The sequence below is a fragment of the Cnuibacter sp. UC19_7 genome (genome assembly GCF_042699995.1).
Lineage (GTDB): Bacteria > Actinomycetota > Actinomycetes > Actinomycetales > Microbacteriaceae > Cnuibacter.
Genome location: NZ_CP170560.1, coordinates 2057293 through 2080329, shown reverse-complemented (window position 1 = coordinate 2080329; position 23037 = coordinate 2057293). Strand labels below are relative to the sequence as shown.

20 protein-coding genes are annotated in these 23037 nt (G+C 70.2%); 12 read left to right on the top strand and 8 right to left on the bottom strand.

The features are described 5' to 3' along the window. Positions 1–86 precede the first annotated feature (86 nt). From ACFJGV_RS09795 to ACFJGV_RS09785, 3 genes are read left to right on the top strand one after another with little or no spacing between them, the layout of a single operon-like run. Positions 87–1226, top strand: coding sequence for a YihY/virulence factor BrkB family protein (locus ACFJGV_RS09795; protein WP_378143710.1), 1140 nt, complete (start codon positions 87–89; stop codon positions 1224–1226). Then, positions 1223–1654 (top strand): hypothetical protein, encoded by a 432-nt coding sequence (locus tag ACFJGV_RS09790; protein ID WP_378143709.1) that lies wholly within the window; start codon positions 1223–1225, stop codon positions 1652–1654. The genes ACFJGV_RS09795 and ACFJGV_RS09790 overlap by 4 nt, the downstream gene beginning before the upstream one ends. 37 nt (positions 1655–1691) lie before the next feature. Further along, on the top strand, positions 1692–2033 hold the full coding sequence (locus ACFJGV_RS09785) for a hypothetical protein (protein WP_378143708.1): 342 nt from the start codon (positions 1692–1694) through the stop codon (positions 2031–2033). Between the two features lie 108 nt (positions 2034–2141). Here the strand turns inward: ACFJGV_RS09785 and ACFJGV_RS09780 are convergent, their stop codons facing one another. From ACFJGV_RS09780 to gabT, 5 genes are read right to left on the bottom strand one after another with little or no spacing between them, the layout of a single operon-like run. Then, a complete protein-coding gene (locus tag ACFJGV_RS09780) occupies positions 2142–3515 on the bottom strand; it encodes an NAD-dependent succinate-semialdehyde dehydrogenase (RefSeq protein ID WP_378143707.1) in 1374 nt (457 codons plus the stop codon). A gap of 16 nt (positions 3516–3531) precedes the next feature. Next, positions 3532–4899, bottom strand: a complete 1368-nt coding sequence (locus ACFJGV_RS09775; protein WP_378143706.1) for a flavin monoamine oxidase family protein — start codon at positions 4897–4899, stop codon at positions 3532–3534. Between the two features lie 34 nt (positions 4900–4933). Continuing rightward, entirely contained in the window at positions 4934–6421 is a 1488-nt protein-coding gene (locus tag ACFJGV_RS09770; protein WP_378143705.1) for an NAD-dependent succinate-semialdehyde dehydrogenase, read from the bottom strand. Continuing rightward, the gene (locus ACFJGV_RS09765) at positions 6418–7752 is read right to left on the bottom strand and encodes a Glu/Leu/Phe/Val dehydrogenase (protein ID WP_378143704.1); all 1335 of its coding nucleotides are present in this window, start codon (positions 7750–7752) and stop codon (positions 6418–6420) included. Before ACFJGV_RS09765 ends, ACFJGV_RS09770 begins: the two co-directional genes overlap by 4 nt. Continuing rightward, positions 7749–9128, bottom strand: a complete 1380-nt coding sequence (gabT, locus tag ACFJGV_RS09760; protein ID WP_378143703.1) for a 4-aminobutyrate--2-oxoglutarate transaminase — start codon at positions 9126–9128, stop codon at positions 7749–7751. Before gabT ends, ACFJGV_RS09765 begins: the two co-directional genes overlap by 4 nt. A 158-nt stretch (positions 9129–9286) precedes the next feature. Between gabT and ACFJGV_RS09755 the strand changes: the two genes are divergently transcribed. Next, on the top strand, positions 9287–10825 hold the full coding sequence (locus tag ACFJGV_RS09755) for a PucR family transcriptional regulator ligand-binding domain-containing protein (RefSeq protein ID WP_378143702.1): 1539 nt from the start codon (positions 9287–9289) through the stop codon (positions 10823–10825). 23 nt (positions 10826–10848) lie between these two features. Here ACFJGV_RS09755 and ACFJGV_RS09750 read toward each other — a convergent pair whose 3' ends face one another. Further along, complete coding sequence (locus ACFJGV_RS09750) at positions 10849–11298, bottom strand: acetyltransferase (RefSeq protein ID WP_378148685.1); 450 nt, start codon at positions 11296–11298, stop codon at positions 10849–10851. 262 nt (positions 11299–11560) lie between these two features. Here ACFJGV_RS09750 and ACFJGV_RS09745 point away from each other — a divergent pair, with 262 nt between their 5' ends. From ACFJGV_RS09745 to manA, 8 genes are all read left to right on the top strand, one after another. After that, positions 11561–12574: an SIS domain-containing protein gene (locus tag ACFJGV_RS09745; RefSeq protein WP_378143700.1), complete on the top strand. Its 1014-nt coding sequence runs from the start codon at positions 11561–11563 to the stop codon at positions 12572–12574. A 108-nt stretch (positions 12575–12682) separates the two neighbouring features. Continuing rightward, a complete protein-coding gene (locus ACFJGV_RS09740) occupies positions 12683–14005 on the top strand; it encodes an ABC transporter substrate-binding protein (RefSeq protein ID WP_378143699.1) in 1323 nt (440 codons plus the stop codon). A 3-nt stretch (positions 14006–14008) separates the two neighbouring features. Then, positions 14009–14992: a carbohydrate ABC transporter permease gene (locus ACFJGV_RS09735; protein ID WP_378143698.1), complete on the top strand. Its 984-nt coding sequence runs from the start codon at positions 14009–14011 to the stop codon at positions 14990–14992. Continuing rightward, a complete protein-coding gene (locus ACFJGV_RS09730; protein ID WP_378143697.1) occupies positions 14992–15888 on the top strand; it encodes a carbohydrate ABC transporter permease in 897 nt (298 codons plus the stop codon). Before ACFJGV_RS09735 ends, ACFJGV_RS09730 begins: the two co-directional genes overlap by 1 nt. After that, positions 15889–16725: a PfkB family carbohydrate kinase gene (locus ACFJGV_RS09725; RefSeq protein WP_378143696.1), complete on the top strand. Its 837-nt coding sequence runs from the start codon at positions 15889–15891 to the stop codon at positions 16723–16725. Beyond that, positions 16722–17453, top strand: coding sequence for a GntR family transcriptional regulator (locus tag ACFJGV_RS09720; RefSeq protein ID WP_378143695.1), 732 nt, complete (start codon positions 16722–16724; stop codon positions 17451–17453). The genes ACFJGV_RS09725 and ACFJGV_RS09720 overlap by 4 nt, the downstream gene beginning before the upstream one ends. Positions 17454–17579: 126 nt before the next feature. Next, the gene (locus ACFJGV_RS09715) at positions 17580–19001 is read left to right on the top strand and encodes an NAD(P)/FAD-dependent oxidoreductase (protein ID WP_378143694.1); all 1422 of its coding nucleotides are present in this window, start codon (positions 17580–17582) and stop codon (positions 18999–19001) included. Between the two features lie 8 nt (positions 19002–19009). Further along, complete coding sequence (gene manA, locus ACFJGV_RS09710) at positions 19010–20143, top strand: mannose-6-phosphate isomerase, class I (RefSeq protein ID WP_378143693.1); 1134 nt, start codon at positions 19010–19012, stop codon at positions 20141–20143. A 24-nt stretch (positions 20144–20167) separates the two neighbouring features. Here manA and ACFJGV_RS09705 read toward each other — a convergent pair whose 3' ends face one another. Beyond that, the gene (locus ACFJGV_RS09705; RefSeq protein ID WP_378143692.1) at positions 20168–21871 is read right to left on the bottom strand and encodes a hypothetical protein; all 1704 of its coding nucleotides are present in this window, start codon (positions 21869–21871) and stop codon (positions 20168–20170) included. 83 nt (positions 21872–21954) lie between these two features. Then, complete coding sequence (locus ACFJGV_RS09700; protein WP_378143691.1) at positions 21955–23034, bottom strand: ATP-binding protein; 1080 nt, start codon at positions 23032–23034, stop codon at positions 21955–21957. Between the last annotated feature and the right edge of the window lie 3 nt (positions 23035–23037).

Genomic DNA, 23037 nt, shown 5'->3' with positions numbered 1-23037 from the left:
CCCACGACGAGCGCGGAGGGCGCGGCCGACGGCCGCCCCTCCGCTTCGTCGCACCCGCCCCATTCGCATCTCGACGAGGAACCGCCATGGCACGCACCGCATCCGACACCGCCCGCTCCGACTCGAAGGGTGCTCCCGACCCCGACGATCCTCGCAAGCCCGACGATCCCACCGACGTCACCAAGCCGTCATGGAAGTACGTGCTCACCAAGACGGCGCGCGAGTTCTCGAAGGACCAGTGCACCGACATCGCGGCGTCGCTGACCTACTACGCCGTCCTGTCGCTCTTCCCCGCCCTCATCGCGATCTTCTCGCTGTTGGGCGTGATCGGTCAGGGGCAGGCGGCGGCGGATGCGGTGCTCGACATCATCGGATCGGTCGCGCCGGGCGGCACGGCCGACATCGTGCGCGATCCCATCCAGCAGTTCGCCAGCTCGCCGGCGGCGGGCTTCGCCCTGGTCAGCGGCATCGTGCTGGCCGTCTGGTCGGCCTCGGGCTACGTGGGGGCGTTCAGCCGGGCGATGAACCGGATCTACGAGATCCCGGAGGGGCGGCCGTTCTGGAAGCTCAAGCCCGTGCAGCTGCTCGTCACGGTGATCTCGATCGTTCTCGTCGCGCTCGCCGCGGTGATCCTCGTCGTCTCGGGGCCCGTCGCCGACGCGATCGGCGGGGCACTGGGGCTCGGCAGCACGGTGCAGACCGTGTGGGCCATCGCGAAGTGGCCGGTGCTCGCGTTCCTCGTCGTCCTCATCCTCGCGATCCTGTACTACGCCACCCCGAACGCGAAGCAGCCGAAGTTCCGATGGCTGAGCATGGGGGCGCTCCTGGCGATCATCATCCTGGCGATCGCGACCGTCGCCTTCGGCTTCTACGTGGCGAACTTCTCGAACTACGACAAGAACTACGGATCACTCGCCGGGGTCGTCATCTTCCTGCTCTGGCTCTGGATCGTGAACAACGCGCTCCTGTTCGGTGCGGAGTTCGACGCCGAGCTCGAGCGTGGGCGGCAGCTGCAGGCGGGGATCGCCGCGGAGCGGAGCATCCAGCTGCCCCCTCGCGACACGAGGAAGAGCGACAAGGCGGCGAAGAAGCAGGAGATCGACGTGCTGAAGGGCCGCATGCTGCGCGAGAGCCGCGGGAAGGACAGCGGCTCGTCCGACTCCGGCACCTCGTCCGACGCCGAGAACTCCTCCGGCTCCTCCTCCGGGAAGCGGCGCGGCCGATGAGTCGGCGTCGGCTGCGGGCCCAGGCGCGACGCCGGGCCGAGCGGCTGACGCGCGTGCTCGTCGCGGACGCGGCGTCGACGGCGGGGCTCTTCATCCTGGCGGGGGCGGCGGCCGCGAGAGGGCGTCGTTCCCGCGCACGCGTGCTCGCCCTGCTCGGCACGGCGGTGGCGCCCAGCGTTCTGCCCGCGGCGATCGCGGTGGGCTTCGTCGCCGCGGCCGGAGCGGGCGTAGGCTCGCGCCGCGCGGCGGGGCGCTTGGGCGCGGTGGCGGTGCTCGCCGGAGACGCGCTGCACACCGCGACCGCGGCCGCGTTCCTGCGGCGCGGCAGCGGCATCCGCGGGTGGGCGGCGTTCACGGTCGTGGCGGGCAACCTCGCCACCGTGCTGTATCTCCGCGGGCTGCTGCCCGAGGCGCGTCGCGCGCGCTAGCCTGATCCCGAGCCGGTCGCCCGGCGGAGGAGGGTTCATGTCGCGTCCGACCGGAGTCACGCTCGTCGCCGTCATCGTCTGGATCACCGGGCTGCTGCAGGTGATCGGCGGCATCCTCACGATCCTCATCCCCTTCGTGGGGATCATCTCGATCATCCTGGGCATCATCACGATCATCGTCGGCTCGGGTCTCCTCGTCGGCAGCAACGTCGCCCGCGTCCTCACCACGATCGTCCTGGCGCTCAACCTCGCCAGCGCGGTGTTCAGCATCACGGGCGGCTCCAACGCGAGCTGGTCCTCGATCATCAGCGGCATCCTCGCCCTGATCGGCATCGTCCTGCTCTACACCCGCGCCGCGAACGCCTACTTCCGCCGCTGACCCCACCGCGCCTCCCCGTCCGTTCTCAGGACAGGATGCGCAAGAGCCCGTATTCAGGACGTTCTGTCCTGAATACGGGCTCTTGTCCTGAAAACGGACGGGGCGGGGCTAGGCCGTGCGGATGAGCTTGCGGTTCACGAACTCGTCGAGGGCGAAGCGGCCGAGCTCGCGGCCGAAGCCGGAGCGCTTGGCGCCGCCGAACGGGAGCTCCGCGGCGTCGCCGAGCACGAGGTTGATCCACACCATGCCCGCGTCGATGCGATCCGCGATCCGCTCCGCCTGCGCCTCGTCGGTCGTGTAGACGTACGAGCCGAGCCCGAATGGTGTGTCGTTGGCGATGCGCACGGCGTCGTCCTCGTCGGAGGCGCGGAACAGCATCGCGACGGGGCCGAAGAACTCCTCGTGGTACGCGTCCATCTCGGGGGTGACGTCGGCGAGCACGGCCGGCGGGAAGAAGTTCCCGCGCACCTCGCCGCGGGCCAGCACGGTCGCGCCCTGCTCCTCGGCCCGCGCGAGCTGCGAGGCGAGCCGCGAGGTGGCCGCGGACGACGACAGCGGGCCGAGCTCGGTGTCGTCGGCAGTGGGGTCGCCGGGCTGGATGGCCGTGAACCGCGAGACGAACTCGTCTGCGAACCGCTCGTACAGCGTGTCGGCGATCACGAAGCGCTTCGCCGCGTTGCACGACTGACCGTTGTTGTCGAGGCGGGCGTTCACGGCGTCCTGCACCGCGGCATCCAGGTCATCGGTCGAGAGCAGGATGAACGGGTCGGATCCGCCCAGCTCGAGCACGACCTTCTTCAGGTTCTTCCCTGCGATGGCGGCCACGGCGGAGCCCGCGCGTTCGGAACCCGTGACCGAGACACCCTGCACCCGCGGGTCGGCGATGACGCGCTCGATCTGCTCGTTGGTGGCGAGGATGTTACGGTACACGCCCGCGGGTGCGCCCACCTCGGAGGCGGCCTGCGCGAAGATCGCCTCGATCGCCGCCGCCGACTCGGGGCACTGGGGGGCGTGCTTGAGCAGGATCGTGTTGCCCGACACCACGTTCGGGCCGGCGAAGCGGGCCACCTGGTAGTAGGGGAAGTTCCACGGCATGATCCCGAGGAGCACGCCCACGCCCACCTTGCGGATGACGGCCGATCCCGAGTCGACCGAGATCGGCTCGTCGACGAGGAACCCTGGCCCGTTGTCGGCGTAGTACTCGAAGATCGCTGCGGCGAACTCCACCTCGCCGACGGCCTGGGCGAGGGGCTTGCCCATCTCGCGCACGGCGATGGCGGCGAGCTCGTCCTTCTGCTCGAGGTGGAGCTCGGCGACGCGCTTGATGAGCGCAGCCCGCTGCTCGGCGGTCGTCGTGCGGCTCCAGTCGGCGTAGGCCGCGTGCGTCGATGCGATGGCCGCGTCGAGCTCGGCGTCGGTGATGGTCTCGTACTCCTTGACCGTCTCGCCGGTGGCGGGGTCGATGACTGCGTAGTCGCTCATGTGTCGATCCTCTCGTCTACTGGTCCGCGCCGTCGAGGGCGAGGATCTCGGTGGCCAGGCGCTTGCCCACCCGGAGCGCGCCGTCGACGTGCTGGTAGCCTTCCGCGGCGAGGTCGCTCGATCCGAAGCGGAGGGGGCCGATCGGCTCGAGCTGCATCGCGCCGTAGCGGGTGAGCCCGCCGAGGTCGAAGCTCGTGGCGTAGGCGCCGCGCGTCCACTCCTCGGCCGCCCAGTCGCTCTCGTAATACACGGCCGGGGTGAGCGCCTCAGGACCGTAGTAGGTCGCCAGCGACTCCAGGATGCGCTGCTTCCGCTCCTCGGCCGACAGCTGGAACACCGCATCCGCCTTCTCGTCCGACACGAAGCCGACGAGGGTGCCACGGCTCTCGCCGTGGTTGGTGTTGTCGTACGCCTCGTGCACCAGCTGGTACGGGCTGAACGCCGTGCCCGACAGCCCCGCGGACCGCCAGAACGGCGTCTCGTAGGTGGCGTGCACCTTGATGACGAGGCCGAGCGACTGGTGCTGGAACTGCTGCTGACGCAGTCGCGGCAGGGCCGGGATGTAGTCGATCCGGTCGTAGAGGTTCGGTGGCACGGCGACGATGACCTGACCGGCGGCGACCTCGAGCTCGTCGCTGCGCACTACGGCGCCGAGCGAGCCCCACGAGATCGACCGCACCGGCTGCGAGAGCCGGACGACGTCGCGGCCCAGCCGCTCCGCGAGGGCGAGCGGGACGGACTGGAGACCGCCGACCACGCGCTTGTCGAGGATGAAGTCGGCATCCACCAGGTGGCTGAAGCTGCCCGCGCTGGCCGCCATCAGCAGCGCCTGCAGCAGCGAGAACGAGTGCGAGGGCTTCGTGAGCATCGCATCCGCGATGAACAGGGAGATGTTCTCCACGGCCTCCGAGTCGTCGCTCTCGTTCTCGAGCCAGGCCCGGAACGAGATGTGGTCGAACTCCTTCGCCCGCGGATGCTCCCATGGCGCGGCCGGGTCGGTCTGCGCCACGAGCTCGTCGAGGATCTCGATGAGCCGCGTGATCTCGGACTCGGTGTGCTCGCCGGCGGGGAAGATGTCGCCGGTGAAGCGCTTCGCCTCGCCCTGGGGCGTGACGTAGACGCTCTCGCCCTCGCGGAAGCGCGAATAGGTCTCCAGACCCAGCTCGTCGAGCGTGCCGATCAGCTCGGTCTGGTCCGGCGAGACCCACTGACCGCCGATCTCGTACATCTGGCCGTCGATCGCGTTCGTCCACAGCCGCCCGCCGACGCGGTCGCGGGCCTCGAGCACGATCACGCTCTTGCCCGCCTGCTGCAACCGATACGCGGCGTTCAGCCCGGTCGCGCCGGCGCCGACGATGACGACGTCTCTCTCGATGTGTTCCATGGTGATGAGTGTCTCCTGAATCGACCCGTGAGCGTCAGAGCGAGGGGTTCGGGGTCATCGTGTACTTCGTGGTGAGGTACTCGTGGATGCCCTCCACGCCGCCTTCACGGCCGAGCCCGGACTGCTTGATGCCGCCGAAGGGCGCGGCCGCGTTCGAGATGACGCCGGCGTTGAGGCCGAGCATGCCCGTCTCGAGCCGGTCGATCATGCGCTGCCCGCGGGCGAGGTCCTTCGTGTAGACGTAGGCGGCGAGACCGAACTCGGTGCTGTTGGCCAGGCGCACGGCGTCGTCCTCGTCGGTGAACGGGATGATCGACAGCACCGGCCCGAAGATCTCGGTGCTGAGGATCTCGCTGCCCGGGGTGACGCCCGAGACGACGGTGGGCTGGAAGAAGGTGCCGTCGCCCTCGACCGCCTCGCCGCCGGTGCGCACCGACGCGCCGCGCGCGACGGCGTCCTCGACGAGGGAGCGTGCCTTGTCGACGGCGGCCTGGTCGATGAGCGGGCCCACGTTCACGCCCTCCTCGGTGCCGCGCCCGACCTTGAAGGCCGCCACGCGCTCTGCGACGCGGGCCGCGAACTCCTCGGCCACCGACTCGTGCACGATGAAGCGGTTCGCGGCGGTGCAGGCCTCACCGGAGTTGCGGAACTTCGCCGCCATCGCGCCGTCGACCGCCTTGTCGAGGTCGGCATCGTCGAAGACGACGAACGGCGCGTTGCCGCCGAGCTCCATCGAGGTGCGCAGCACGTTGTCGGCCGCCTGCTTGAGGAGCGCCACCCCCACCTCGGTCGATCCGGTGAACGACAGCTTGCGGAGGCGGTGGTCGGCGATGATCGGCGCGCTCACGGCCCGCGACGCCGTGGTCTGCACGACGTTGACGACGCCCGCCGGCACACCCGCATCCTCGAGGATGCGCACGAACAGCAGGGTGGTGAGCGGGGTGAGCGCGGCGGGCTTCACCACGACGGTGCAGCCGGCGGCGAGCGCGGGCGCGATCTTGCGGGTGGCCATGGCGAGCGGGAAGTTCCACGGCGTGATGAGGAAGCACGGGCCCACCGGGTGGTGGGTGACGATCATCCGCCCCGTGCCCTCCGGGTTCGAGCCGTAGCGACCCGAGATGCGCACGGCCTCCTCGCTGAACCAGCGCAGGAACTCGCCGCCGTAGGTGACCTCGCCGTACGCCTCGGCCAGCGGCTTGCCCATCTCGAGCGTCATGAGCAGGGCGACCTCGTCCTTGCGTTCCTGCAGCAGCTCCCACGCCCGGCGCAGGATCTCGCCGCGGGTGCGCGCGGGCGTCGCCGCCCACGAGTCCTGCGCGGCGACGGCGGCGTCGAGCGCCGCCTTGCCGTCCTCCGGGGTGGCGGAGGCGATGGTCAGCAGCGTCTTGCCCGTCGCCGGGTCGTTCACGTCGAAGGTGCCGCCGTCGGAGGCCTCCACCCACTGGCCGCCGATGTAGAGGCCCGTCGGGATCTTCTCGAGCAGCGCGGCTTCGGTGGATGCGGTCGGAGTGGTGATGGTCACGGGTACAGTCCTCTCAGTTGGTGGGCGTCTGCGACTCTCTCGACGGCCAGGCACATCGCTGCAGATCTGAGCGAGAGCCCGCGAGCCCGAGCGGTGCCGGTCACGTCGTCCCAGGCCCGGCTCATCCTCTCGGCGAGCCTCACCTCGACGTCGTGCTCGTGCCACCAGTACGACTGGTTGCCCTGCACCCACTCGAAATACGACACCACGACGCCCCCTGCATTGGCAAGGATGTCGGGCACGACCAGCACGCCCCTCTCAGCGAGGATGCGATCGGCCTCGGTCGTGGTCGGTCCGTTGGCGCCTTCGACCACCACGCGCGCCCGCACGCGGGGCGCGTTCTCGGCGGTGATCACGCTCTCGACGGCGGCCGGGACGAGGAGGTCGACGTCGAGCTCCAGGAGGTCGGCCGGCGGCAGCACGTCGCCGCCGATGAACCCGGGGATGCCGCCGGTGCGGTCGACGTGCAGCGACAGCTCGCCGATGTCGATCCCGCCGTCGTTGTAGACGGCACCGTACTGGTCGCTCACGGCGACGACGCGGATGCCCGCCTCGGACAGGAACCGCGCTGCGTCGCGGCCGACCTTGCCGAAGCCCTGCACCGCTGCGGTGCGCTCCGACCCGGTGATGTCGGCGTGCTCCAGGGCACGGAGCGCGACGTGCACCACCCCTCGGGACGTCGCCGACGCGCGCCCGCGGGATCCACCCAGGTTCAGCGGCTTGCCGGTGACGACGCCGGGCACGGTGTAGCCCGAGGCGACGGAGTAGGTGTCCATCATCCAGGCCATCACGCGCTCGTCGGTGCCGATGTCGGGCGCCGGGATGTCGCGCTCCGGCCCGATGATCGGGAGGATCTCGCTCGTGAACCGGCGGGTCACCCGCTCGAGCTCGGGCAGGCTGAGCGCGCTGCGATCGAGGGCGACCCCGCCCTTCGCGCCACCGTAGGGCACGTCGAGCAGGGCGCACTTCCACGTCATCCACATGGCGAGCGCCCGCACCTCGTCGAGCGACACGTGGGGGCTGTAGCGGATGCCGCCCTTGGCGGGTCCGCGCGAGAGGCTGTGCTGCACGCGATGCCCGATGAACACCTCGTGGCGGCCGTCGTCGTGGCGGAGGGGCACCGCGACGGTCATCTCGCGGCGGGGTGTGGCCAGCACGGAGTGGAGGCCCTCGTCGTAGCCCAGGATGCAGATGGCCTCGGCCAGCTGGTGGCGCGCGTCGTCGAGCACGCTCGACTCGGTGGCGGGCTGTGCGCCGGCGGCCTGCGCGGTGGCGGGGAGCACGGTGGTGGGCAGCGCGGACGTCGTCGGCCGCGCCTCGGTGTCGGTCATCGCGGGGTCGCCGCCAGAGCCTCGCCCACCACCCGGACGCCCTCGCGGAGGAGGTCGTCGGAGATGGTCAGCGGCGGGAGGAAGCGGATCACGTTGCCGTACGTCCCGCAGGTGAGCAGCACGACACCGTGGGCGTGGGCGAACGCGGCGATCTTCGCGGTGAGCGCCGCATCCGGGGCGCCGGTCGCGGGCTCGACGAGCTCGATCGCCATCATGGCGCCGCGTCCGCGGACGTCGCCGATGCGGTCGTCGGCTGCGCGAAGGGCGTTCAGCGCGCCGCGGAGCACCACGTCGATCTCGCGGGCGCGCTCGGTGAGCCCGCCGTTCTCGAACAGGTCGATCGAGGCGAGCGCCGCGGCACAGGCGACCGGGTTGCCGCCGTAGGTGCCGCCCAGTCCGCCGGCGTGCGCGGCATCCATGATCTCGGCGCGGCCGGTCACGGCCGACAGCGGCAGGCCCCCGGCGATGCCCTTCGCGGTGGTGATGAGGTCGGGCACGAGTCCCTCGTGCTCGCTGGCGAAGAGGTGGCCGGTGCGGCTGAACCCGGTCTGGATCTCGTCGGCGACGAACACGACGCCGTTGTCCTTCGCCCAGGCCGCGATGGCAGGGAGGAAGCCGAGTGCGGGCTCGATGAAGCCGCCCTCGCCCTGGATGGGCTCGATCACGACGGCCGCGAGGTTCGCGGCACCGACCTGCTTCTCGATCTGCGAGATCGCCGCGGCCGCGGCATCCGCACCGGAGAGGCCTCCGTCGCGGAACGGGTACGAGAGGGGGACGCGGTAGACCTCGGAGGCGAACGGACCGAATCCGCTCTTGTAGGGCATCGACTTGGCGGTCATCGCCATCGTGAGGTTGGTGCGGCCGTGATAGGCGTGGTCGAACACGACGACGGCCTGCTTGCGGGTGTACGCCCGGGCGATCTTCACGGCGTTCTCGACGGCCTCGGCGCCGGAGTTGAACAGCGCCGTGCGCTTGTCGTGGTCGCCGGGGGTGAGTCGGTTGAGGGCCTCCGCGACGCGGATGTACCCGTCGTACGCGGTGATGGTGAAGCAGGTGTGGGTGAAGCGGCTGACCTGATCGGTGACGGCGGCGACCACCTCGGGGGCGGCGTTGCCCACCCCGGTGACGGCGATGCCCGAGCCGAGGTCGATGAGCGAGTTGCCGTCCACGTCGACGACGACCCCGCCGCCCGCGGCGACGACGGCGATCGGGAGGGTCACGCCCACGCCGTTCGGCACGGCGGCCGCCTTGCGGGCGAGCACCTCGCGGGAGAGCGGTCCGGGGATCTCGGTGACGAGGCGGCGCTCCTGCGGGAGCTGGGGTCCGCCGACGGGGGTGGTGTCGGCGGGCGAATCGAGAACGGGTGCGAAGGTCATGCGGTCGTCCTTGTCTGCTGGCGCTGTCGCGGGTGGGTCCGTGCGCGGGTTCCGCTGCGCGGGGTTGCAGCAACGGTAGGTCCGCCGGGCATCCGGTGTCTCTGCCGGAATGGCATCGACCTGCCATCAGGGTGCCGTTCCGGCGCTACGATCGGAGGGTGCAGCCCACCCTTCGCCGGATGCTCTCGGAGCCAGCCTTCCGGGTCGAGCTGCTCACCGCATCCGATCGGCTCGACGACCCGCTGAGCTGGGTGTCGAGCTCCGACCTCGCCGACCCGAGCCCGTTCCTCCTGCCCGACCAGTTCGTGCTGACCACGGGCCAGCAGTTCCAGGATGTGTCGGGTCAAGGGGGCTACGACGACTACGTCGCGCGGCTCACCGCATCCGGAGTCGTGGGCATCGGCTTCGGCACCGAGGTGGTCACGACGGGCACGCCGCCCGAGCTGCTCGAGGCGTGTCGAGCGCAGGGGATGGCGCTCGTCGAGGTGCCCTACGACGTCCCGTTCGTGGCGATCATCACCTGGGCGGCACGCGAGATCGCACGCGAGGCCGCGGCGCGCGACGAGTGGGCGCTCGCGGCGCAGCAGGCGATCTCGCTCGCCGCGGTCTCGGGCGGCGGGGTCTCGGCCGCGATCCGCGAGACCGCGCGCCAGCTCGACGGAGCCGTGCTGCTCTACGACGCCGAGGGCGAGTTCGTCGAGCAGCATCCCGCCGCTCGCATCGCCGACCGGGTCGTCGATGCGGCGCAGGCCGACGTGCGGACGCTGCTCGGCCGCGGTCGGCGCGCCGGCGCGGCGCAGAGCGTGAGCGGGCGCGAGATCGTGGTGCAGACGCTCGGCCGCGGCGACCGGCCGCTCGGGGCGCTCGCGCTCGTGCTGTCTGCGCCCCTCGATGCCCCGGCGCGTGCGGTGATGATGACCGGGGCGGCGCTGGTGGAGGTGGGGCGAGAGCGGGATGCGGCCGACAGCGCGGCGCTCGGGGCGTTGGGCGCCCATGCCGTGCGGCTGCTCGTGCGCGGAGAGGCGGACCTCACCGCAGCCCTGCTCGCGGAGGCGACGAGGGCGGGCGCGGTCGACATCGGCGCCGTCGATCCGTCGTCGCCGGTCGTGGTGCTCGTCTGCGCCGGCGCCTCCGCGGAGGAGGTGCGGCGACGGCTGCAGCGCACCGCCCGTACCGCCACGCGCACCCGCGTCGCCGCCACGCTCGACGGGGAGCTCGTCGCGGTCGCCGTCGCCTCGCCCGACGGAGAGCAGTGGCTGCGTCGGGCGGCGGAGGGTGCCGTGGCGGGGCTGTCGGCGCCTCATCCGATCGACCGCGTCGACGTGGCCCTCGAGGAGGCGCGGGCCGCGCTCGCGGCGGCCTCTTCGGCGACCGAGCGCACGGGCGAGAGCGCGGTCGTGGGCTTCGCCGACACCAGCGCGGGGCGCCTCCTCGACGTCCTCGCGGGCAGCGGGCTCCCCGCCGTGGCGCGGCTCCGGCTCGCCGAGGTGCGCACCACCGAGGAGGGCGAGGAGTCGCTGCGCCTCGCCGCCCTCTGGTTCGAGCACGGCTGCCGCTGGGAGGCGGCCGCCGAGGCCGCTGGGATGCACCGGCACAGCCTGCGCACGCGCGTCGAGCGCCTCGCCGCCCGCCTCGATCTCGACCTCGAGTCCTTCCCCGCCCGCGCCGAGCTCTGGGCACTCCTCTCGTTGTCCTGACGCGGTGGCGCGAACAGGGTGCGCTAGGTGCGGGGCAGGCCGAGGTGGAGGAGCGGGTAGGGGCGACCGGCCTCATCCGTGTCGCTGCGCCCGACCACGACGAAGCCCCGGTGCAGGTAGAAGCCCACAGCCTGGGCGTTCTGCTCGTTGACGTCGAGCGCGGAGACGCCCCACTCGCCGATCGCGTCGTCGAGCAGGATCGTGCCGGTGCCGCGGCCGCGCTCGTCGGCGGCGACGAACAGCATCTCGAGCCGGCCCTCGGCGACGCCCGAGAACCCGACGGGGCGGCTGTCGCGCTCGGCGACCCGCAGGGAGACGGCGGGGAAGTAGTCCGACGCGAGTCTCGCCTCGATCTCATCGCGGTCGTCGGGCGTGAGGAAGTCGTGCGTCGCGTCGATGGCGCTCCGCCAGATCCGCACGAGCTCCGGGTATTCGGCCGCACCGTGGGTTCGCCGTATCCGTGCTCCCGACATCATGATTCCTCGTCCTAGATCGACCGCCGCCCAGCGTACCCGTGCCCCCCTCGCGCGGCAGGTGCAGAAGAGAGCACTCGATGCACGGGCGGGGGCGGGGCGTCAACCCCGGGTCCGGCGTTTCGAGCGTGTGAAGAGTGTGTTTCGGGGCCGCGGAGGCCCTTGACAGCGCTGTCGCGTGTCTGCATTCTTATCACGACGTCTGAAGGGTCCAAGCAGATGTCAGACAACCTCGGACACGAACCACGAACGAAAGAACCCCATGCTGAACTTCGATGTCGACAGATTCGTCAGGATCCAGTCGGACGCTCTCGCAGTCGAGCCCCGTCTGAAGGAGGTCGTGACCGACCTGGTGAACGGCGGAGCGGAGAACCTCTTCTTCCTCGGTGCCGGCGGAGTGATGTTCCTCACCCAGCCCGCGTTCCAGCTGCTCCAGGCCAAGTCGCTCTTCCCCGTGTACTACGAGATGGGCGCCGAGCTCGTCGAGCGCGGCAACCCCCGCCTCGGCGAGAAGTCGATCGTCGTCACCCCGTCGCTCTCGGGCACGACGAAGGAGGCCATCGCGGCGCTCGAGTACGCCAAGAAGGCCGGTGCCACGATCATCACCTTCACCGGTCACGCCGACACCCCGCTCGCGGAGATCGCGGACCACAACTTCACCACCTTCGCCGAGGACGACACGTCGTCGGAGATGTTCTACCTCGAGACCCTCCTCGTGGCGCTCGCGCTCATGAGCGCGCGGGGCGAGTACGACGCCTACGACGAGACCGTCGCCGAGCTGAAGCAGCTCCCCGCCCTCCTCGTCGACGTGAAGGCCTCCTTCGAGGACCGCGCCGCGGAGCTCGCAGAGACGATCAAGGACGAGGACTACCACCTCATCACCGGCGCCGGGTCGACCTGGCCCGAGGCGCACTACTACGGCATGTGCATCCTCGAGGAGATGCAGTGGATCCGCACCCGACCGGTGCACGCGTCCGACTTCTTCCACGGCGCCCTCGAGCTGCTCGAGGACGGCGTGAGCATCATCATCCTGAACGGCGAGGACGAGTCGCGCGGACTGGTCGACCGGGTCATCGAGTTCGCCCCCCGCTTCACCGAGAAGGTGCGCATCCTCGACACCAAGGACTTCGAGCTGCCCGGCATCTCGCAGTCGACCCGCAGCCTGATCTCGCCGATCCTGCTCGCCACCGTGTTCGAGCGGCTCAGCGCCCACCTCGAGGTGCTGCGCGACCACCCGCTCACCACCCGTCGCTACTACAAGAAGCTCGTCTACTAGTCGGGCCGCGGCCGGCTCGACCACCACACGAGCCGGCCGCTTCCGTCAGCACCCGAGCACCGACCCGCACCACTTCCACCGCACCATCATTCAGAGAGGAACGAAGACGTGAGGAAAAGGACTACCGCGCTCGCAGCGGGCGGCGTCATCGCCATGATGGCCCTGGCCGGCTGCAGCGGCGGCGGCAGCGGCTCGCCCGCCACCGCCGACGTCGACCTGTCGAACGTCGACTACAGCGGCTCCGTCAGCGTCATCACCCGCTACGCCGGCAACTACGAGGCCTTCTTCCAGGAGATGAAGTCCGCGTACGAGGCCGCGCACCCCGGCGTGACCGTCGAGCTCCAGCAGGAGTCGGACCAGGGCTACAAGGACAAGATCAAGACGCTCACCGCGTCGCAGAGCCTTCCGGACGTGTACTTCACCTGGCCGGGCAACTACGCCGAGCAGTTCTACGACAACGGTGTCGCGCTCGATCTCACCGACGTGATCGGCCCCGACACCGAGTGGGGCCAGACGATGGCGCCCAGCGCGATCGGCGCACTGTCGAAGGACGGCAAGACCTACGGCATCCCGTTCGGACTCGACGCGAAGTTCATGGTCTACAACGAGAAGCTGTTCCAGCAGGCCGGCGTCGAAGTGCCGACCGACCTCGACGGGCTCCTCAAGGCCTGCTCCACGCTCACCGCGGCAGGCATCACGCCGATGTCGTTCGGCAACGTCGACGGCTGGCCCGCCATCCACTACATCACCCAGCTCAACAGCTACGACGTCCCCGCCGATGTGCTCGCGGCCGACTACAAGCCCGACACCGCCACCTGGGACGACCCCGGTTACGTGAAGGCGCTGGAGCAGTTCTCCGACATCATCGACCAGTGCACGACCACCGGATCGGGCGCGAACGGCTCCGACTACTACTCGCAGCGCGACGCCTTCGGCGCCGGGCAGGCGGCGATGTTCTACGTCGAGAACCTCGAGTTCGGCGCCACCGTGCCTGAGGGCTCGGTCGCCGCGAACGACGGATGGGGCATCTTCAAGCTGCCCGCCGCATCCGACGCCCAGGGCGACCTCGGAGCGCTGACCGGCGCACCGGACGGCTTCCTCATCAACCCGAAGGCGAAGAACCTGCCCCTCGCGGTCGACTTCATGAAGTTCGTCACCGACAAGGCCAACGCGACCGCGCTGACCGCCGAGCTCGGCATCCCGAGCCCGGTCAAGGACTCGCTGACCGACGAGAACTCGACACCGCAGCTGCGCGAGAGCATCGACGTGCTGCAGGACGCGAACAGCCTCTCCATCTGGCTCGACACCGTCACGGTGCCGGACGTGGCCGACGCGTATCTCTCCGGGGTGCAGGGCCTGATCTCCGGTGACCGCACTCCGCAGGACGTCATGGACGGCGTGAAGGCGGCGTCCGAGCAGGCGAAGGGCTGAGCCGTGTCGGAGGGGGTCATCGTCGGCCAGGAGAACCGGCTCGAACTGACGCGAGCCTCCTCCGCCGCCGGTGCGCACGAGCGCACCGGCGGGGCCACCCCGCGCATCCGCCGCAGAGGGCGCCGCTGGAGCGGGCTCGTCTGGGTGCTGCCGGGCCTCGTCGTCCTGTTCCTGTTCGTCTACTACCCGCTCGTGCTCAACTTCGGGTACAGCTTCCAGCAGTCGAACATCTTCACCGGTGAGCAGACGTTCGTCGGCGGAGACAACTACGTCAAGCTGTTCGGCGACCCGATCTTCTGGCGGGCGCTCGGGAACAACGTGCTCTACGCCGTGATCTCGATCGTGTTCCAGGTGTTCCTGGCGCTCGTGCTCGCGTCGATCATCGAGAGCCTGCGCAGCCACCGCTGGCGGGCCGTCCTCCGATCGGTGTACTTCATCCCCTCGGCGATGTCGCTCACCGTGATCGGGCTGCTGTTCACGTTCATCTACCAACCGGACGGCGGTCTGCTGAACGGAGTCCTCGGCGCCCTCGGGCTCGACTCGCTGCAGCAGGCGTGGCTGGGAGACCCGAAGACCGCCATGACGGCGATCATCATGATGAGCCAGTGGCAGGGCTTCGGCTACTCGGCGCTGCTGTTCGCCGTCGCGATCCAGCGCATCCCGCAGGAGATCTACGAGGCGGCCGCGCTCGACGGCATCGGCCCGTTCCGCCGGATCTTCTCGATCACCATCCCGCTGGTGCGCGAGATGACCGCCCTGATGATGATCGTCACCCTCTCCGGCGCCTTCCAGGTGTTCAACGAGGTGATGGTCACCACCGGCGGCGGGCCGGACAACTCGACCCAGGTGCTCGGCACCTGGCTCTACCGCAGTGGATTCGTCAAGAACGACTTCGGGTACGCGGCGGCGATCGCCGTGGTCATGTTCGTGATCACGCTCGCCCTCGCCATCGCGCAGGTCGTCTACGCCAACAGGAGGAGGGTCTGATGGCCGTCACCACAGCCCTGGGGGCGACCCAGTCCCCACCGAGCCGTCGGCGGCCGAAGCCAGTCGGTGCCCTCGGGTTCGGTCGCATCGTCGGCCGCCTGCTGCTCATCGGGGTGCTCGCGGCGCTCGCCATCATCGTGCTCTACCCCATCCTCTGGATGGCCCTGAGCTCGCTGAAGTCGAACAGCGAGATCCTCTCGAGCCCCTTCGGCTGGCCGGCCGAGCTCGACTTCTCGAGCTACGGGAGGGCCTTCGCGGGCGGTGTGGGGGACTACTTCCTCAACAGCATCATCGTCACGGTCGCGAGCGTCATCGCGACCACGCTGCTGAGCGCCTGGGCGGCCTACGGCCTCACCCGGATCACCATCCCGTTCAGCAAGCCGATCCTGTACGTCATCATCGGCGGCCTGATGCTGGCGCCCACCGTGGCGGTCATCCCGCTGGTCAAGCTGTTGCAGGGATGGGGGATCTACGACACCTACTGGGCGCTCATCATCCTCTACACGGCGTTCCGCATCCCGTTCACGACCTTCCTCATCCGGTCGTACATGATCGACCTGCCGATCGAGGTCGACGAGGCGGCCGTGCTCGACGGGGCGCGCAGCTCGCAGATCTTCTGGCGGATCGTGCTCCCCATGTCGGCGCCGATCATCACGTCGGCGGTCATCCTGCAGGTGCTGTTCGCCTGGAACGAGTACCTGTTCGCCCTGATCTTCATCGGCAGCGACTCGTTGAAGACGCTGCCCGTGGGGCTCGCGACCCTGTCGTCGAGGGCGGTCACCGACTTCCCCTCGGTGTTCGCCGGGATGACGATCGCCGCGGTGCCGATGATCGCCCTGTTCTTCCTGTGTCAGAAATACTTCATCCGAGGGCTGTCGGACGGGATCGGAAAGTAGATGAGCATGCACCACCAGCAGACGGAGCACTCCGGGCTGGCCACCATCGGCGACAACACGGTCGACCAGTACTACGGCGCCGACCTGACGAGCTTCGTCGGCGGCAACGCGGTGAACGTCGCTGTCAAGCTCCGCACCCTCGGCGCCGACGTCGCGTACGCCGGGGCCGTGGGGCCGGATGCGGACGGCGAGCGCATCCGCCGCACGCTCGAGGACGAAGGGGTCGACAGATCCCTCCTCGTCGAGCTGCCGGGGATCACCTCGGTGTCGAAGATCCGGGTCGAGGACGACGGCGAGAGGGTGATCTTCTTCGAGGACTTCGCCACCTCGGCCGACTACCAGCCCAGCGATGCGGACCTCGACGTGCTGGGGCGTCGCTGTCTCGTGCACATCGGCATGAACCCGTTCGCCGACCGCATCCGCCGCGAGCTGCGGGCGCGCGGGGTCCTCGTCACCCAGGACTGCGCCGTGAGCTCCGGATACGCCGACCTCGACGTCGCCTTCTGCTCGGCGGGCGACGACCGTCCCGAGGCGGAGCGCCTGGCGCGGGAGGCGGTCGCCGGAGGCGCCGGCCTCGCGGTCGTCACGTGCGGCCCCGCGGGCAGCATCGCCTTCGACGGCGAGCGCTGGTGGGACGCGGCGGCGCAGCCGATCGAGGTGGTCGACACCACCGGCGCGGGCGACAGCTACATCGCCGGCTTCGTGCACCGCTTCGCGAACGGGGACGACGTCGAGGTCTGCATGGCAGAAGGATCGCGCGTGGCCGCCCTGACCTGCCAGCATTGGGGAGGGTTCGAACAGGTCCCGCTGGTCGAGCGAGAAGGGGCAGGCGCGTGATCGAGACGCCGATCGTCCGGAGGCTGATGTCCGTGCAGGTGCGGGACGCCCTCGTGGAGTACTTCGAGCGCAACGGAGCCAAGCCGGGCGACCGCGTGCTGTCGGAACCCGAGATCGTCGAGCAGTTCGGCGTGGGGCGCAGCACGGCGCGCGAGGCGCTGAAGCTGCTCGAGCACGACGGCATCGTCGAGGTGCGCCCGGGCCTCGGCCGCTACCTCACGTCGCTCTCGGCGGCGAAGGTGAACCGGCCCATCACGCGGTTCGAGTCGGCCACCGACATGCTCCGCGAGCTCGGCTACTCGCCCCAGACCCTCGTGCTGTCGGTCGAGGAGGACGACCCCGACCTCGACGAGCGCGAGGCGCTCGGCCTCGCCGACGACGAGCGGGTCGTGCGGATCGAGCGCCTGCGCTCCGAGGGCGACTCGCCCCTCATCTACAGCGTGGGCACGATCGCGCGGTCGCAGGTTCCGGGCCCCATCAAGCACGTCGACTGGACCGGCTCGCTCACCACGTTCCTCAAGGATCAAGGGCGCGAGCTGTCGTTCTCGACCGCCGCCATCCACGCCGTCGAGATGCCCGAGACGCCCGCGGCGAAGTACTCGCTCGGCGGGTTCGGGCCGTGGATCTACATCACCGAGACGGCCTACTCGATCGCCGGCGAGCCGACCCTCTACGCCCAGGACTACCACCGCGGCGACATCTTCAGCTTCAACGTGCTGCGCCGCTGACCTCCGGCCCGTACGGCCTCACCCCTCCTTCGGCCCCGGCCGCTCGGCCTCTGTGCCGCTCGGCGTCCGCGCCGCACTCTCCCCGACCCTCCGCGCGCTCTCGCGCGCCCAGACGAGACGGACACCATGACCACCTATCGCCTCCGCACCCCCGTCGAGCCACTGCTGCAGGACCAGGCCTTCTGGCTCCAGGACACCCACGCCGACGCCCCCACCTTCCCCCCGCTCGCCGGTCGTCTCTCGGTCGACGTCGCCATCATCGGCGGCGGCCTCACCGGGCTGTGGACCGCCATCCGGCTGCGGCAGACGCATCCGGAGCTCTCGGTCGCCGTTCTCGAGGCCAACACCTGCGGATCGGGCGCATCCGGCCGCAACGGCGGCCAGGTTCACTCCTGGTTCGAGCGCCTCGACCAGCTTTCCGCCGTCGTGGGCGAGGAGGAGGCGCTGAGGCTCGCCCGCGCATCGGCCGACGCGATCGACGAGCTGCGGCAGCTGCAGGAGGACGGCGAGCTCGACCTCGACCTCCGCCTCGACGGCTGGGTCTGGACCGCGAGCTCGAAGGCGCAGGAGGGGGCCTGGGACGAGGCGCTCTCTCGCGGGGCCGCGGTGGGGGAGGACTCCTACACGCGGTTGGGCAAGGCCGACCTCGCGGAGCGCGTCGGTCCGAGCGCCTCGTACGTCGGCGTCGTCGAGGAGCGCGGCGGCAGCCTCCATCCCGGTCGGATGATGCGCTCGCTCGCGCGCTGGGCCGACCGTCTCGGGGTCGCCGTGTACGAGCACACGCCCGTCCGCTCCGTCACCGACGGGGCGCGGGCGCGGGTCATGACCGACCGCGCCACGGTGGACGCGGATCGGGTGCTCCTGGCGACGAACATCTGGGCGTCGTCGATCCCCGAGCTGAGGAAGCGCATGTTCGTCGTCGACAGCGAGGTCGTCGCCACCGCCCCCATCCCGGACCGTCTCGACGCCCTCGGCTGGCAGGGTGGCGAGGCCATCTGCGACGCGCAGCAGCAGGTGCTCTACTACCAGCGCACCTCCGACGGTCGCGTGGTCTTCGGACGGGGCAGCGGGCGCACGCTGTTCCGCGACCGGGTCACCGCGGCCTTCAACCGCCGACCGGAGGGGGCGCCGCTCGCCGTGGCCGAGCTGGGACGGGTGTACCCGCAGCTCGCGGATGCGCCGATCGAGTACACGTGGACCGGCGGCATCGACTGCGTGCCGAGCCACATCCCTCAGATCGGCCGGCTCCGCGGCGCGAGCTCGGTGTTCTACGCCTACGGCTGGAACGGGACCGCGCTCGCGCAGATCCCGGCGTGCTCCCGCATCATCGCCTCGATGCTCGCGGGCGACGATGACGAATGGGGGCGCAGCCGCCTCATCGACCAGCCCGACCCGGCGACGCTGCCGCCCGAGCCGATCCGCTGGATCGGGGCCCACGTGGTCCGCTGGGCGGTCGTCCGCAAGAACCGGGCGGAGATCCGCAACCGCAGGCCGGGCTGGTTCGTGCGCGCCCTCATCCGCTTCATGCCCTCCACGAGCGAGCACTGAGGCCCCGGATGCTGCGGATCGACGGAGTCGCGAAGACGTACGACTGGGGTTCGCGCGAGGCGATCCCCGCCCTGCTCGGGAGGGAGCCCGACGGACGACCGATCGCGGAGGTCTGGTACGGCGCGCATCCGACCGCCCCGAGCCCGGTGCCGGCGGCCGGCGAGACACTGGACCGGGTGCTCGCCGAGCGGGCCGGGGACTACTTCCCCGGGGGTGCGTCGGAGCTGGCCTACCTGCTGAAGCTGCTGGCCCCCGGCCAGCCCGTCTCGCTGCAGGTGCATCCCTCGACCGCGCTCTCGGCTGCGGGGTTCGCCGACGAGAACAGCGCGGGTGTGCCGTTGGATGCGCCTCACCGCACCTTCAAGGACCCGCACGCGAAGCCGGAGATGGTGTTCGCCGTGACGCCGTTCCGCGGGATGGTGGGATTCCGGCCGCTCGAGGAGGCGGTCGCTCTGCTGGCGGGGCTCGAGTCGTCGCCCGCTCCCGCGGTGCTCGAGCGGCTGCGGTCGGGGGACCAGGGGGCGTTCCGCTCGGCCTTCGAGGCGCTGGTGCTCGCGAACGATGATCCGGGGGCGCTCATCGAGGAGGTGATGGCTCGCGGTGACGAGCTGGCCGCCACCGTGGGTGAGCTCGCGGGACACCACCCCGGGGACGCGGGCGCGCTGGCACCGCTGCTGCTCTCGGTGTGGACGCTCGAGCCCGGCGAGGCGCTCTTCGTGCCCGCCGGGGTGCCGCACGCCTACCTCTCCGGCATCGCGGTGGAGCTGATGGCGAACTCCGACAACGTCGTGCGCGCGGGGCTGACCCGCAAGCACGTCGACCGCCCTGCCCTCCTGGCGGCGACGGACTTCGACCGCTCCGTCGCGGTCGAGCGGCCGCTCGTCGACGGTCCGGTGCGGACGATCGCCCCGGAGGGGAGCCCGCTCAGGTTGGTCTCCGCGACCCTCGAAGGGGCGACGGCGTTGCTCCCGATCACCTCGGACGGCCCCGCCATCGTGCTCGGCGTGAGCGGGCGCGTGCAGGTCGCGACCCCCGCCGAGGCGCAGGAGCTCGCCCCGGGTGACGCGGTGGTGATCGCCCCCGCGGAGGGCGCGGTCGCCGTCTCCGGCACGGGCCAGGTGGTCGCCGCCTTCGCTGTGTGAGGTGAGCCCTGTGCTACGTCCGGATCATGAGAGACGGAAGACGGGCCCGCGCGGGCGAAACGGCAGCGATGCCCACGTCGGGATGAGGAATGCGTGTGTCCGACGGATCCGGACGACGTCGATGAGGCCATCGGTGATGACCAGGATCGGGCCGTCGGCGGGGAAGTCCGGGGCTCTCTCGAGCAGGTCGACGCCCGGCTGCAGCACCGTGCCGCCCCGACCCCTCACGCGGACCCGGTCGGCGATGTCGGCTGCATCCAGATAGCCGGCATCGTACGCCGCAGCATCGCAGAACACGACACGGGCGGCGGGCACGTCGTGCGCGTGAGCGTACGAGGCGATCGCACCCAGTGCCTTTCCGAGGAGCTGGACATCCATCGATCCCGAGGTGTCGAGAACGACGCCGAAGGTCCGGCGGACGGTAGGCACGTCGGGCATCCACCAGCCCGGCCGCAGGATGTCCGGTGTGGCCGACTGTCGCCGTGACGCACGAGCGTAGGTCTGGACAGGTTCGAGGGCGGGGAACATCTCGTCGAACCACCGGGCCAGTTCGACGTCCCAGCGTATGGGCGGTTGCGCTAGGGCTCGGATCTCGGCTATCAGCCCGGAGGGCACCCGACCGCGCGATTCGGCGAGGTGAAGATCGAGACCCGTCGCGAGCGAGCGTCGGAGCAGGTCGTCGAGATCGACCGAGACGCCCACGCCCGACTGCCTTGCGGCCGAGTCGAGGATGTCGGTTCGGGCGCGACCCCTCAGAGTGCTCAACTTTCGATAACGGCGTGACTCCGTGGCGATCCGGTCGTACACCTCCTCGCTCGACTGCCCAGCGAACTGGGGATCGTAGAGGAGGCCGGGCGGCATCTCACCCACCCCCATCTCGATGAGCCAGCCGTTGATCACGAAGTCCGTCGCCAGGTTGAAGAGATAGTGATCTCGACCTCCCGTACGCGTGTGGTGCGACAGCGCCGCGTGGAGGGCTTCGTGGGCCAGGATGAACCGCCACTCGTGGTCGGAGAAGACAGCGAGCGGGTTGACGAAGAGCTCACCCGCCACCGGGTCGACCGCTGCGATGGGGATGTCCCAGGCGCGGCACAGGTCTGCGTCTGCGACCACCTCGAGAGTCGACATGGTCGCGCCCAGCAACGGGTACGCCGAGAGGAACCATCGTCGCGCGCGTTCCCACGCAGGCATCGGACCGGTCACGTCGCTCAGGGAGTGTCTCGCCCCGCCCGCCACGTCCAAGGCCGCTGCGACCGCATCCGTCAGACCGAGAGCGAGAAGCCCCTCCCAGTCGGGACTCGCTCCCCCTGGGCGAAGGCGCTCGATGATGCACGGCGCGGTGCCCGCGACGCCGCACGATTCGAGTCCGTTCGGAACCCCGCTCCTTCGCCATTCCGCGATGAGCCTGTCGGGCGGCCCGGCAGGCAAGACGCTGGGCAGCTCGAACGGAGGATTTCCGATCTTGAGGGAGCTCAGGAGCCGATCGACTTCGACATCCGCCGCAGTGGACTCGATGCGTGAGGCGAAGTGGGTTCGGCGATCCAGATGACCGAAACCCAGATGAAGCGCCAGATGGGCGAACACCCACGTCCACTCCGCGACGCCGGCCGTCCGGTGAGGATCGACGACGATCTCGCCCGAGCCCGGATTCACCTGTGCCCAACCTTCGTCGGGATGCCTGCCCGCCTGCCGAGTGACGGTCACGCGCTCAGCGATGTGCGCGAACACGGGATGTCGGCACACGGCGTCCCATCCCGCCATGACCGACTTCAGCCCACGATCCTGCTCGGACTGACCCCTTCCGCGGGGCATCAGCTCGACCGCTGCGATGCGAGGCGGGGCACGTCTCGGACGAGCTCCGCGAGAAACCACGCGGGCAGGACCGACGTCCCGGACTCATCGGGCGCGACCACGATCTGGGCGATCTCGAGCGAGACGTCGGCCAGTTCGATCAACAGGTCCTTCGCGCGGATCGCGAACTGCTTCGCGCCCTGCGACGCGTGGCGGACATCGGCGGGGAGGTCCTTGGACAGGCGGGCTCGAAAGGACAGAGCGAGGAAGTGCAGCAGATCGCGGTCGGCCACGTCGACCGGCCAGCGCAGATCGCCTCGGATGATCGACTCGAGGTCACTGGCTCGGGCACGCATCTTGTACCAGGCCGCGAACGAGGCGGCATGCGTCGCCGTCACGCAGCCCGAGGCGAGCATGGCGACCGTCTGGACATCAGGGCCGTCACCCCACGAAGTCAGCGCATCGGACAGAGCATGCCACGACCGCGGCGAGGAGAAGGCCTCCTCCGACTTGGGCGGTTCGACATGGAGGTGGTCGGGGCGGTGCGTGATGTACTCCACCACGAGCGGGTTGAGTTGCGCTCGGACGGCCCATGCGAGCCAATCGTCCACCGAGGAGCGGAGGTGGATGTGCACGAAGCGGTTCAGCAGGGGGGCCGGCATCGGCTTCAGGGCCGCGCTGTCGGTCGCTCGATTCCCGGCGGCGATCACCACGCTCCCGGCGGCGAGGCGGTACTCACCGACTCGACCGGTGAGCACCAGGGAGTAGAGCGACTTCTGAACCTCGGGCCTCGCCCCGTTCAGCTCATCGAGGAACAGGACGAAGGGGTCAGTCCTCACGAGCATCTCTGGAGGCGCGAAACGAGAGAACGTGATGCCATCGTCTCGCGTCACGAGCTGAGGCACTCCCGCGATGTCCTCCGGCGCGAGCTGAGTCGCCATGAGCGTCACGCAGTCCATGCCGAGATCATGCGCGAACGACTCGACCATCGAGGTCTTGCCGATGCCCGGGGCGCCCCAGAGATGCACCGGGCGGGCGAGAGAGACCCGGAGGAGCACTTCGGGAAGATCAGCAGGCGTGATGGGGTGCAGAGCGCGCATGAG

Bases quoted from the DNA above. Each gene is read 5' to 3' on its own strand.
- ACFJGV_RS09795 (WP_378143710.1), top strand. From the start codon at position 87: ATGGCACGCACCGCATCCGACACCGCCCGCTCCGACTCGAAGGGTGCT.
- ACFJGV_RS09790 (WP_378143709.1), top strand. From the start codon at position 1,223: ATGAGTCGGCGTCGGCTGCGGGCCCAGGCGCGACGCCGGGCCGAGCGG.
- ACFJGV_RS09785 (WP_378143708.1), top strand. From the start codon at position 1,692: ATGTCGCGTCCGACCGGAGTCACGCTCGTCGCCGTCATCGTCTGGATC.
- ACFJGV_RS09780 (WP_378143707.1), bottom strand. From the start codon at position 3,515: ATGAGCGACTACGCAGTCATCGACCCCGCCACCGGCGAGACGGTCAAG.
- ACFJGV_RS09775 (WP_378143706.1), bottom strand. From the start codon at position 4,899: ATGGAACACATCGAGAGAGACGTCGTCATCGTCGGCGCCGGCGCGACC.
- ACFJGV_RS09765 (WP_378143704.1), bottom strand. From the start codon at position 7,752: ATGACCGACACCGAGGCGCGGCCGACGACGTCCGCGCTGCCCACCACC.
- gabT (WP_378143703.1), bottom strand. From the start codon at position 9,128: ATGACCTTCGCACCCGTTCTCGATTCGCCCGCCGACACCACCCCCGTC.
- ACFJGV_RS09750 (WP_378148685.1), bottom strand. From the start codon at position 11,298: ATGTCGGGAGCACGGATACGGCGAACCCACGGTGCGGCCGAATACCCG.
- ACFJGV_RS09745 (WP_378143700.1), top strand. From the start codon at position 11,561: ATGCTGAACTTCGATGTCGACAGATTCGTCAGGATCCAGTCGGACGCT.
- ACFJGV_RS09730 (WP_378143697.1), top strand. From the start codon at position 14,992: ATGGCCGTCACCACAGCCCTGGGGGCGACCCAGTCCCCACCGAGCCGT.
- ACFJGV_RS09725 (WP_378143696.1), top strand. From the start codon at position 15,889: ATGAGCATGCACCACCAGCAGACGGAGCACTCCGGGCTGGCCACCATC.
- ACFJGV_RS09715 (WP_378143694.1), top strand. From the start codon at position 17,580: ATGACCACCTATCGCCTCCGCACCCCCGTCGAGCCACTGCTGCAGGAC.
- manA (WP_378143693.1), top strand. From the start codon at position 19,010: ATGCTGCGGATCGACGGAGTCGCGAAGACGTACGACTGGGGTTCGCGC.
- ACFJGV_RS09700 (WP_378143691.1), bottom strand. From the start codon at position 23,034: ATGCGCGCTCTGCACCCCATCACGCCTGCTGATCTTCCCGAAGTGCTC.